Annotated in this window: 7 protein-coding genes and 1 pseudogene; 7 read left to right on the top strand and 1 reads right to left on the bottom strand. The window is 71.2% G+C overall.

Going from position 1 to position 11,904, the window contains the following annotated elements; genetic code table 11:
• Positions 1–84 precede the first annotated feature (84 nt).
• From I7X39_RS10600 to I7X39_RS10585, 4 genes are all read left to right on the top strand, one after another.
• Positions 85–1,035, top strand: coding sequence for an ABC transporter substrate-binding protein (locus tag I7X39_RS10600; RefSeq protein WP_198111120.1), 951 nt, complete (start codon positions 85–87; stop codon positions 1,033–1,035).
• Positions 1,032–5,618, top strand: a complete 4,587-nt coding sequence (locus I7X39_RS10595) for a PAS domain S-box protein (protein WP_198111119.1) — start codon at positions 1,032–1,034, stop codon at positions 5,616–5,618. The genes I7X39_RS10600 and I7X39_RS10595 overlap by 4 nt, the downstream gene beginning before the upstream one ends.
• The gene (locus I7X39_RS10590) at positions 5,615–6,721 is read left to right on the top strand and encodes an HD-GYP domain-containing protein (protein ID WP_198111118.1); all 1,107 of its coding nucleotides are present in this window, start codon (positions 5,615–5,617) and stop codon (positions 6,719–6,721) included. The genes I7X39_RS10595 and I7X39_RS10590 overlap by 4 nt, the downstream gene beginning before the upstream one ends.
• A 255-nt stretch (positions 6,722–6,976) precedes the next feature.
• Positions 6,977–9,232, top strand: coding sequence for a DOMON domain-containing protein (locus I7X39_RS10585; RefSeq protein ID WP_198111117.1), 2,256 nt, complete (start codon positions 6,977–6,979; stop codon positions 9,230–9,232).
• A 78-nt stretch (positions 9,233–9,310) separates the two neighbouring features.
• Here the strand turns inward: I7X39_RS10585 and rbp are convergent.
• Positions 9,311–9,655: pseudogene (gene rbp, locus I7X39_RS10580) on the bottom strand (RNA-binding regulator); the annotation flags it as partial.
• A 183-nt stretch (positions 9,656–9,838) separates the two neighbouring features.
• Here rbp and I7X39_RS10575 point away from each other — a divergent pair.
• The 3 genes from I7X39_RS10575 to I7X39_RS10565 are packed head-to-tail and all read left to right on the top strand — an operon-like array spanning position 9,839 to position 11,904.
• Positions 9,839–10,624 (top strand): helical backbone metal receptor, encoded by a 786-nt coding sequence (locus I7X39_RS10575; RefSeq protein ID WP_198111115.1) that lies wholly within the window; start codon positions 9,839–9,841, stop codon positions 10,622–10,624.
• A 12-nt stretch (positions 10,625–10,636) separates the two neighbouring features.
• Positions 10,637–11,260 carry a MarC family protein gene (locus I7X39_RS10570; RefSeq protein ID WP_198111114.1) on the top strand — a complete coding sequence of 208 codons (624 nt, stop codon included), beginning with the start codon at positions 10,637–10,639 and terminating at the stop codon, positions 11,258–11,260.
• The gene (locus I7X39_RS10565) at positions 11,257–11,904 is read left to right on the top strand and encodes a winged helix-turn-helix domain-containing protein (RefSeq protein WP_198111113.1); all 648 of its coding nucleotides are present in this window, start codon (positions 11,257–11,259) and stop codon (positions 11,902–11,904) included. Before I7X39_RS10570 ends, I7X39_RS10565 begins: the two co-directional genes overlap by 4 nt.

Below are 11,904 nucleotides of genomic sequence, written 5' to 3'. Positions count from 1 at the left end.
GACAGCTCAAGTCGCGCTAGGCCATCGGCCCGGCGGGGCAGGCACACTCGGCTCCCGATCGGAGGTTCGCAAACCGGAGCGCGCGTGACCATCAATCGTCGGCACATCCTGCAGGGCCTGGGGGCGGCGTTCAGCCTCGCGGGCTGCGCACCCCCGGTGCGGCCACTGCGCGTGGGCAGCATCGTGTTCCCCGGCTACGAGCCGCTGTTCCTGGCACGCGAGCTGGGCTGGTTGCCAGCCGATCAGGTGCGCCTGTTCGAGCTGATGTCCAACACCGACACCTTGCGCGCCTTGGCCGTCGGACAGCTGGACGCCGCGCAGCTCACGCTGGACGAGTTCCTGACCGCCGTGCACGACGGCGTGGAGCTGCGCATCGTCAACGTGCTGGACCTCTCCGAAGGCGCCGACGCCGTGCTGGCCCACCCCCGGCTGCCCGCAGGCGCCCCACTGGCCGGCAAACGCATCGCCGTCGAAGAAAGCGCGGCTGGCGCCGTGATGCTGACGAGCTTCCTGCAAGCGCAGCAACTGCAACCCGAGCAACTCCAACGCATACCCAGCACCCTGGTCGAATCCGTTGAGCTGCTGCGCCGAGGCGAGGTGGACTTGGTGGTCAGCGCCGAACCTTGGATCACGCAGCTCGAGGGGCTGGGCGCGCGACGCCTGTTCGACAGCCGAGCCATCCCCTGGCGCATCGTGGATGTGCTGGCGGTGCGCAGCGATGCCCTGCCCCTGCACGCGGGCCATCTGGCAACCGCCCTCAAGGCCCACTTTGACGCCCTGGCGCATTGGCAGCGCCAGCCCGAGGATGCCGCGCGGCGCACCGCGCCGCGCCTGCAACTGCCGCCCAAGCAGGTGGCGAACGCCTTGCGCGGCCTGCGCCAGCCCGATGCGGCCACGGCCCGCCGCTGGCTCAGCCCTGGCAGCCCGTTGCTGGAGCGCACCCTGACCTTGCAGACCGTGATGCTCAAGGCAGGCCTGCTGCGCCAGCCGCGCGAGCTGGCGGATCTGTTCGACACCCGCTACCTGCCCACATGAGATTTCGGCTGCGCACCGTCATCCCCGTCCTGCTGCTGCTGGCCGTGGGCATCGTCGTCCTGCAGTCCTACCTGCGCGCGGTCTCGGACGGGCGCCTGGTGCTGCAGCAGCAGGCCCAGCGCGATGCCAGCGCCCTGGCCGACCGCCTGAGCCGCCTGGCCGAGCGTCACCTCCCGGCCGGCCTGCCCGAGCTGGAGGCCGATCTGACCCTCAGTGCCACCGACCTGCGCGCCGAGCGGGTGCTGGTGACCGACACCACGCTGACCGTGGTGGCCGCCAACCGCCTCGCCTGGCGGGGGCAGGCCCTGCGAGCGGTGTGGCCCGAGCTGAGCCCCGAGCGGCTGGCACGCCAGGAATTCAGTCACCGGCCCGATCTGCAGCTCTCGCCCGACGGCCTGCGCCTGAGCGTGCTGATGCCCTACACCCCGCGGGCCACCGGCGCGGCCTTGCGCAGCCAGCAGCACGGCGTGGTGGCGCTGAGCTTTGACCTGCGCCCCGAGGAGGCCGAGCTTCGCTACCTGGCCCAGCGGCGCGTGCTCACGCTGGGGGTGGCCACCGCGCTGGCCGTGGGCCTGCTGGCCTGGGCGCTGCGCCGCTTCGTGAGCCAGCCGCTGGACCAGATGCGCGCGGCCAGCACCCATTTCATGGCGAACGAGGACCGCGTGCACCGCGTACCGGAGCGCGGCGCGGAGGAACTGGCCACACTCGCCCAGACGCTGAACCGCCTGCAGGAAAGCGTGCAGCGCTCGCGCGCGCAAACGCGTGAGAGCGTGGCCCACTTCCAGGCCCTGGCGGATGCCGGCCGGCTGCTGGTCTGGGAGATCGACGCCGACGAACGCCTGGACTACGCGAATGCGGTGCTGCGCCGCCTCAAAGGCTGGAGCGGGACCGAGCTGGACCGCAGCCGCCACTGGACGGAGGTGCTGGACGTGCTGCCAGACGCCGCCGTGCAGCAGCGCCTGGCCCAGCTGTGGCCACAACACGGCCCCTTCAGCCTGGAGCTGCAGCTCCGCAACGCCGAAGGCCAGACCTGTTGGGTCCTGTGCGATGCCAGCCCGCGCCTGGATGACAGCGGGCGCTGGACCGGCTACCTGGTGCAAGGACTGGACAAGACCGAGCGCAAGCACAAGGAGCTGGCGCTGATCCAGAGCGAGCAACGCCTGGCCTCCCTGATCGAGGGCGCGATGGACGCCATCGTCTCGGCCGACGAGCAGCAACGCATCCTGCTCTTCAACCCGGCCGCGGAGCGCATGTTCGGCTACACCGCCGCCGAGATCCTGGGCCAGCCGCTGACGCTGCTGATGCCCGAGCGTGCGCGCGCCCAGCATGGCGAGCGCATGCGCGCCCTGCCCCTGTCCTCCGGCCTCAGCGCCGCCCAGCGCGTGGCCGACAAGCGCCTGCGCGGCCTGCGCCGCGATGGCACCGAGTTCCCCATCGAAGCCTCGCTCTCCCACATGGAAGTGGGCGGGCAGCACCTCTTCACCGCCATCCTGCGCGATGTCGGCGAGCGCGAGCGCATGCAGACCGAGCTGCACTCGCGCGAGGGCATCTTCACCGTCATTGCCGACCAGGCGCGCGAATCCATCGTGCTGGTGGACCCGGACACCGGCCGCTTCCTGGAGTTCAACCGCTCTGCGCACCAGAACCTGGGCTACAGCGCGGCCGAGTTTGCACAGATGGGCGTGGGCGACATCGTGCCCGAGGGCCAGACCGAGGCCCGCGTGGCGCGCCTGCCGCGCCTGGCCGGCAGCCAGCCGACCGTGTTCGAAGTCCAGCACCGGCGCAAGGACGGCACCCTGCGCGACGTGCGCATCAGTGCCCAGGGCGTCCCGGTGAATGGCCGCCTGTTGCTCGCGGCCATCTGGACCGACGTGACCGAGGAACGCGCCCAGAGTCGCGAGCTGGAGGCCTACCGCACCCGGCTGCAGGCCCTGGTGGAAGAGCGCACCGCCCAGCTGCAAGACGCCACCGCGCGCCTGCAGCTCAGCAACGAACAGCTCGCCACCCTGTTCGACGCCGCGCCGGTCGGCATCGTGCTGCTGCACGAACGCGTGGTGGTGCGCTGCAACCGCCGCCTGGAGCAGCTGCTCGGCGTGGCGCCGGGGGCCTTGCTGGGCCAGACCACAAGGGTGTGGTACGCCGACGAAGCCGCCGACGCCGCCGGCGGCGAACCCGTGTACGCCGTGCTGCGCCGCGGGGCACGGCACAGCCGCGAACAGCAGCTGAAGCGGCAGGACGGCACGCTGTTCTGGGCCCGCCTGACCGGCCAGTTCCTGGACGCCGAGCACCCCGAGAAGGGCGCGCTCTTCATCATCGAAGACATCGAGCAGGAGCACGCCGCCGCCGAGGCCCTGCAGCAGGCCAAGGACATCGCCGAATCGGCTGCGCGCATGAAGTCTGAGTTCCTGGCCAATATGAGCCACGAGATCCGCACGCCGCTGAATGCCGTGCTGGGCATGGCGCACCTGGCGCTGCGCACCTCGCTCACGCCCAAGCAGCGCAGCTACCTCGGCAGCATCCAGAGCGCCGGCCAGCATCTGCTGGGTCTGCTCAATGACATCCTGGACCTGAGCAAGATCGAGGCCGGTAAGCTCGAACTGGAGCAGCGCCCCTTCGCGCTGGACGAGGTGCTGGGCAATCTGCGCAACCTCATCGCCGGGCGCGCCACCGCCAAGGGCCTGAGCCTGATCTTCGATGTCGACCCCGGGGTGCCCAGCCACCTGGTGGGCGATGCGCTGCGTCTGGGTCAGGTGCTCATCAACTACGGCAACAACGCCGTCAAGTTCACCGAACACGGCGAGATCGCCGTGCGGGTGCGCTGCCAGGCGCGCGAAGCCGGGCGCGTGCACCTGCACTTTGCGGTGCAGGACACCGGCATCGGCCTGAACCCGGAACAACGCGGCCAGCTTTTCCAGGCCTTCCAGCAGGCCGACACCTCCACCACCCGCAAGTACGGCGGCACGGGCCTGGGCCTGTCCATCGCCAAGCGCCTGGCCGACCTGATGGGCGGCGAGGTGGGCGTGGACAGCCAGCTTGGCCAGGGCAGCACCTTCTGGTTCAGCGCCTGGTTCGCCGAGGCCCATGAGCCGGCTGGCCGCACCCGGCCCGAGCTGCAAGGCCTGCGCGCGCTGGTGGCGGTGGACAACGCAGCCTTGCGGGGCGCGCTGGTCCGGCAGCTGCAGAGCTGGGGCCTGCTGGCCTGGCCGGCAGCCGGTGCAGACGAGTTGCTAAACCTGGCGCGTCAGGCCCCTGCGCCCCGCTGGGTGCTGGTGGACCGAGAGCTGCAGGGCCACAGCGGCGCCGAGCTGGCCCGGGGCGTGCAAGCCCTGGCGCTACAGCCGGCGCCGCAGCTGGTGCTGCTGATGGACCCGGACGCCGACCCCCAGGATGCCGACACGCGGCCGGCGGGCTGTGCCGAGCTGGTCAAGCCCCCCACCCCCTCCGACCTGCTCGACCTGCTGATCTCCAGCCTGGGCCCGGCACCGGGCGTGGCGCCCGCACCCGCCAGCGGCCGCTGGGCCGAAGGCCGCCGGGTGCTGCTGGTGGAGGACAACGCCATCAACCGCCAGGTGGCGCAGGAAATGCTGGAAGACATCGGCTGCACGGTGGTGGGCGCCGAGCAGGGCGAGCAGGCGCTGCAGCTGCTGGCCAGCCAGCCCGCCTTCGATCTGGTGTTCATGGACATGCAAATGCCGGTGATGGATGGCCTGGAAGCCACGCGGCGCCTGCGCCAAGCCCCCCAGTGGCGCGAGCTGCCGGTGCTGGCCATGACCGCCAACGCGCTCGCCCAGGACCGCGACGCCTGCCTGGCGGCGGGCATGAACGGCTTCCTCACCAAGCCCATCGACCCGGTCGCGCTGGACAAGGCGCTGCGCCGCTGGTTACCCGCGGGTGGCGGGGGCGCCCGTACGGATGAAGCCCCCGCGCCCTCGTTCGAAGCGCAGGCCCCGGCCCCCCACGAGGCGGGCGCGGTCGCCGCGGGCGCCTCGGAGCTTGCGCTCGACCGCGCGCGGGGCCTGCAGGCCTGCCTGGGACGCAGCGCGCTCTACACGCAGCTGCTCGAACAGTTCGCCGCCCAGCAGCACGGAGCCGCCGAGCGCCTGCAGCAGGCTTGGCAGGCGGGCCAGCGGGACGACGCCGTGCGTGGCGCGCACAGCCTCAAGGGCATGGCGGCACAGCTCGGCGCGGCGCCGCTGGCGCGCGCAGCCGGCGCGCTGGAGCAACTGCTGCGCAGCAGCGCTGCCTCCGGCGCAGCCACACCCTGGCCCGCAGCCGCAGGCGTGGCCCTGCAGCAGCGCCTGGCCGAGGTGCTGGCGGCGATTGGCACCCCTCGCAGCGCCGCCGCGCCGTCCCCCGACACCGCCGGCAGCCCCGTGCCGCCCGAGCAGCTCGCCTCCGCACTGGCCGGCCTGCGCGAGCGCCTGGAACAGGGGGACCCTGACGCGCTCGACTGGCTGGATCACCACAGCGCCGCGCTCCAGGCCGGCCTGGGCAGCCGCTTCGAGGCCGTGCGGGCCGCCTGCCAAGAGTTCGATTTCGACCGGGCGCTGCGCCAGTGGCCCGCCCCAGGAGAGCCCCCATGACGCCGACCCCAGAAGCCGCCAGCCGCCGCCCCGCCGTGCTGGTGGTGGACGACACACCGCAGAACCTCGCCTTGATGAGCGAGCTGCTGCGGCCGCACTACCGTGTCAGCGTGGCCAACCATGGGGAACGCGCCCTGCACCTGCTGCAAAACGGCGCACTGCCCGATCTGATCCTGCTCGACATCATGATGCCGGGCATCGACGGTTACGAGGTGCTGCGCCGCCTGCGCGCCGACGCGCGCACGCGCCACATCCCGGTGATCTTCCTGACCGCCAAGGCCGAGGTGGAGGACGAGGCCGAGGGCCTGGCGCTGGGCGCGCAGGACTACATCACCAAGCCCATCTGCGCCCCCATCGTGCTGGCGCGCGTGCGCACCCAGCTGGAGCTCAAGGCCGCCGCCGACTTCCTGCGCGACCAGGCGGATTACCTGCAGGCCGAGGTGGCGCGGCGCACCCACCGCATCGAGGCGATTCAGGACATCACCGTGCTGGCCATGGCCTCGATGGCCGAGACGCGCGACAACGAAACCGGCAACCACATCCTGCGCACGCAGCGCTATGTGCGCTGCCTGGCCGAGCGCCTGGCGCAAGACACACGCCTTGCCGCCGCGCTCACGCCCGAGGCCATCCAGCTGCTGTTCAAGTCCGCCCCGCTGCACGACATCGGCAAGGTCGGCATCCCCGACCACATCCTGCTCAAGCCCGGCAAGCTCACGCCCGAAGAGTTCGAGATCATGAAGACCCACACGACGATCGGCTACGAGTCGATCGTGCGGGCCGAGCGGGCGCTGGGCGAGGACCTGGACTTCCTGGCCTTTGCCAAGGAGATCGCCCTCTCGCACCAGGAGAAATGGGACGGCAGCGGCTACCCGCAGGGCCTGGCGGGCACGGCCATTCCGCTCTCCGCGCGCCTGATGGCGGTGGCCGATGTGTACGACGCCCTCATCAGCAAGCGCGTCTATAAGCCCGCATTCAGCCACGAGGAGGCCCTGGACGTGCTGCGCAAAGGGCGCGGCACGCACTTCGACCCCGATGTGCTGGACGCCTTCCTGGACGTGGCCGAGCAGTTCCGCGCCATTGCCGCGAGCTTCGCGGACGACTGAGCCCGAGCCCTGCCGCAGTGGCCGAGCGCTTGGCCAAAAGTCAGCTTGGCAGCGCGAATCGGCCTCACTACACTGCGCGCCTTCCTCAAACCGGGCCACCCCCGCAAGGCCCATGGAGGGTGAGATGAAGGTGCTGCATCCCTGCTAACTGAAGCCGAAGACCGCCGCCCTGGCGGGCTCTTCGGTTCTCGCTGCCGCGCGCCGCGCTTGCGCCCGGCCACCTGCATCCATTGGCCCCTTGCGGGCCCCGCCTTCATGCGATTTCTTGCCCTGGCTGCGCTGCTGTCGTGCAGCGCCATGGCCGCCCCTACGCCGCCCCCGCTGCCCACCCACGCGCTGGGCCCTGCCACCCCGCCGCGCATCGATGGCCGGCTCGACGATGCCGTCTGGCGCGATGCCCCCACCTTCGAGGCCTTCCAGCGCTTCCGCCCCGACAGCGCGCCCGACGCCGGCCCCTACCGCACCGCCGTGCAGATCCTGGTCACGCCCGATGCGCTGATCTTCGCCATCCGCGCCTGGGACCCGGAGCCCGCGCAGATCCGCGCCCCGCTGGCGCGGCGCGACCAGATCTACCCGGATCAGGACGCCATCACGCTCTGGATCGACCCGAACGGTCGCCAGCAGGTGGCGCAGTTCGTGCGCGTCAATGCGAGCGGCTCGCTGGCCGATGGCCTCTACAGCGCCGCCGCCGATGAAGAAGATGCGTCGCCCGACTACCTGGACGTGGAAGCCGCGGCGCAGCGCCTGCCCGATGGCTACAGCATCGAGATCCGCTGGCCGCTGGCCTCGCTGCGCTACCCGCTGAACGGCCAGCTGCCCTGGCGCCTGATGGTGAGCCGGCGCGTGCCGCGCGACACCATGCTGACCTTCACCAGCGTGCCGCTGACGCGCGAGCACCCGCACCTGCTGGCCCTGCTGCAGACCCTGGACCGGCCCGAGCTGCTGCGCGAGGGCCTGGCCGAGGCCCAGCACCGCGTGCTGCGCAGCGAGCTGACAGTGCGCCACGGCGAGCCGCAGCGCGCCAGCCCGCGCGCCAACCTGGGGCTGGAGGCGCAGTGGCGCCCGCGCGCCGACTGGGTGCTGGACGCCACCCTGCGGCCGGACTTCTCGCAGGTGGACCTGGACGACCCGCAGCTGGCCGGCAACACGCGCTTCGCGCTCTTCGTGCCCGAGAAGCGCGCCTTTTTCCTGGAAAGCAGCGACGTGCTGGGCCAGGTGATGCCCGACGGCTGGGGCGTGGCGCGCGGCCTGCTGGCCTTCTATTCGCGCACCGTCACCAACCCGCGCTGGGGCCTGCGCGCCACCTGGCGCGGTACCGATTCCGAAGCCACCGCCCTGGCCCTGCAGGATGCCGGCGGCGGCCTGCGCCTGCGCCCCGGCCCCTTCGGCACCGAGAGCGTGGACGAGGACCGGCGCTCGCGCCTGCTGTTCGCCCGCCACCGCAGCCAGCTGCATGAAGACTGGGCGCTGGCCGGCCTGGTGTCGCTGCGCGACTGGGAGGACGGCGCACGCAGCAGCGTACTGGGGCTGGACTTCCAGGGCGAGCCGGGCGAAGCCGGAGGGCCCGAGCAATTGCGCGGCCACCTGCTGTTCAGCCGCGAGCAGGAAGACGGCCGGGCCCGCGACGGCCATGCCGCCTGGCTTTCCTGGCGCCACCGCGGCGAGGGCTGGCGCTGGCAGGCCGATTGGGAGCACCTGTCGCCGCGCTTTTCCAACGACAACGGCTTCGTGCCGCAGGCCGGCATCGAACGCCGCACGGTGGAGTTCCTGCGCCCCTTCCACCTCGATGACGGCGGGCCCATCCTGAGCTGGGAAGCGCTGCTGCGCCTGCAGGACGTGCAGGCCCTGCGAGACCCCGAGCAGCAGGTGCAGCAACGCCAGGCCATCGGCCAGGCGCTGCAGCCGGGCTTCTGGCTGCTCGGGCCGCTGAGCACCGAGGTCTTCGGCCATGTGAATCTGCAACGCCAGCGCGCCCGGGCGCAGGGGCGCTTGCACCGCCCGAACAGCCTGCTGCTGGGGCTGGACAGCCACCCCGGCCCGCGCTGGACTTACGTGCACCTGGAACTGGACTGGGGCGAGCGCCTGGACGTGGAAGCCGACCGCGTGGGCCGCGGCCACATGCTCTCCAGCCAGCTCACCGTGCGCGAGCGCCTTCCGGCCTGGCTGGGCGGCTGGGAATTCGAGGCCGAGCAGCGCTGGGGCTTCGGCACCGTGCGCGCGCCGCAGGGCGGGCGGGCGCTGCGCGAGGCGCAGGCGCAGACCAAGCTGCTGCTGTACTTCAGCCCCGAGCAGGCGCTGCGCCTGCTGCACCAGCGCGGCCGCACCGTGCGCACGGCCGAACCGGGCCTGGCGGGCGGGCGGGATGCGCACGAGGTGAGCACCCTGACCTGGTTGGCCCGCGCCGGGGCGCTGCGGGGCTGGAGCGTGGGGGCGAGTTGGTCGCGCGAGGCGCAGAGTGCGCCGCTGCAGCGCGAGCTCTTCGTCAAGTTCCAACAAGGCTGGGATTGGTAGTTCCCAAAATGCACAAGGCCCGCCGAGGCGGGCCTTGTGGACTCAGTTCAGTGAACCGGGTCGGGCAGGGCTTCAGTAGCCGCCGCGGTCGTTGCCGCCGCGATAGCCACCACCGCCACCGCCACCACCGCCCGGGCCGCGGCCGTAGGGGCTGGCGAAGCCAGCCGGACGGGCTTCACGCGGGCGTGCCACGTTCACCACGGCCGGACGGCCTTCGAGGGCCTGGCCATTCATGCCGTTGATGGCGGCTTGCGCCTCCGCGTCGGTGGCCATCTCGACAAAGCCGAAGCCCTTCGAGCGACCGGTTTCGCGATCCATCATGACTTTGGCCGAGTTCACGGTGCCAAAGCGGGCGAAGGCTTGTTGCAGGGATTCGTCGCGCACGCTGTAAGCGAGGTTACCGACGTAGAGCTTGTTGTTCATGGGGAGGCCCCTTAACCAGATACAAAGAAACAGAGAAACCGCAGGAGCCTCAACCCATCAACACCAACCAACGAATCAATGCGTCCCAACCGGCGAAGCCATTATTCCGGCGGCTTGTGACGGGATTCACGTGGCAACCCGAGCTTGTTGCTTTTTTATGCCCAGAGAAAACCCGCAATCCCTATGAAGGACCTGCTTTCGAACCCGGTTCGCATCGCCAGCCTGGTGCCCTCGGCCACCGAGTTGCTGTGCGCCTTGGGCCTGCGGCCCTGGCTGGTGGCGCGCACCGGCTTCTGCATCCACCCGCGTGAACAGGTGGCCGACCTGCCCAAGGTGGGCGGCACCAAGGACGTGAACCTGCCGCGCCTGCTGGCCCTGCAGCCCAGCCATGTGGTGCTGAACGTGGACGAGAACCTGCGCGAGCTGGCCGACAGCCTGCGCGAGCAGGCGCCACAGGCCGAGCTCATCGTCACCCACCCCTGCGGGCCGGAGGACGTGCCAGCGCTGATCCGGCAGCTCAGCGCGCCCTTTGCCGCCCTGCCCGGGGTGGCCGCGCGCGCCGCGGCGCTGCAGGCCGATCTAAGCCAGGCCCTGGTGGAAACGCCATCAACAGCAACCCGAAGCGTGCTTTACCTGATATGGCGCCAGCCCTGGATGACGGTGGCACGCGACACCTACATCGCACGCCTGCTGGCGCATGCGGGCTGGCGCCCCGAACCGGCCGTCGAAGGCGGCGCCAGCGGCGCGGCGCGCTACCCGGAACTGGCGGCGGACGCCCCGCTGTGGCGGCAGGTGGATGAGGTCTGGCTTTCCAGCGAGCCCTATCGCTTTGGCGAAGCGCACCTGGCCGAGGTGCAGACCCTGGCGCCACAGGCGCGCGTGCGCCTGGTGGATGGCGAGCTCTGCAGCTGGTGGGGGGCGCGCACGGCCGCGGGTCTGCGCTACCTGCGCGCGCTGCAGGGCGCTTGAGAATCGCCGCCCATGGACATCTTCAAACCCCTGGTCGCCCTGCTGGCGATGGTCAACCCGATCGGCGTGATCCCCTTCTTCATCGCCTTCACGCAGGAGTTCGACCGCACGCAGCGCAAGCAGACGATCCGCATCGCCGCCTTCACCTGCTTCGCGGTGGTCAGCCTGTCGGCGCTGCTGGGCCTGCGCATCATCGAGTTCTTCAGCATCTCGATCGCCAGCTTCCAGGTCGGCGGCGGCACCCTGCTGCTGATCAACGCGCTGAGCATGCTGAACGCCAAGCCGGCCGAAGGCGGCACGGTGAGCGCGCCGGACGCCGGGGCCAACATCGCCGTCGTGCCGCTGGCGATTCCGCTGCTCACCGGCCCGGCCACCATCTCCACCATGGTGATCTACGCGCAGAAGACCCAGCACTGGTGGCAGCAGGCGGTGTTCGTGGGCTATGGCCTGGTGGTGGCGGGCTTCGTGTGGCTGTGCTTCAGCGCCGCCGGCCGAATTGCCAAGGTGCTGGGCAGCACCGGCATCAACATCATGACGCGGCTGATGGGCCTGATCCTGGCGGCGCTGGCGGTGGAACTGCTGGCCAGCGGGTTGATCGATCTCTTCCCCATCCTCGGCTCCGCCAAGCTGAAGTGATCCTCTTTCTCGAAGACGACCCGGCCATCGCGCAGACCGTGCGCTTCGCGCTCGAGCGCGAGGGCCTGGCGGTGCAGCACCACGCCTGGCTGAAGGACGCCCGCGCCGCCTGGGCTCAGCAGGCGCCACGCTGCGCGGTGCTGGACATCGGCCTGCCCGATGGCTCCGGCCTGGACTGGCTGCGCGAGCTGCGCCAGCAGGGCAGCACCACGCCCATCCTGCTGCTGAGCGCACGCGGCGAGGAGCTCGACCGCGTGCTCGGCCTGGAGCTCGGCGCCGACGACTACCTGTGCAAGCCCTTCAGCCCGCGCGAGCTGGTGGCGCGCGTGCGCGGCCTGCTGCGCCGCGCCCCGACCCCCGCCGCGCCGGGCCTGCGCATCGAAGGCCAGCAGGCACGCTGGAACGGCCAGGCCCTGAACCTGACGCGCCGCGAGCTGGCGCTGCTGCAGGCCCTGCTGGCGGCCCAGGGTCGCATCCTCAGCCGCGATCAGCTGCTGGACCAGGCCTGGGGCACGGCCAGCGAATCCAGCGACCGTACGGTGGACACCCATATCAAGACCCTGCGCGCCAAGCTGCGCGAAGCCGGCGCGGGCGAGGAGGCGATCCGCACGCATCGCGGGCTCGGCTACGCGCTGGAACTCTGA

Source organism: Inhella proteolytica (genome assembly GCF_016093275.1).
Classification (GTDB): Bacteria; Pseudomonadota; Gammaproteobacteria; order Burkholderiales; family Burkholderiaceae_C; genus Inhella; species Inhella proteolytica.
This window is presented reverse-complemented; position numbering and strand designations above follow the sequence as displayed.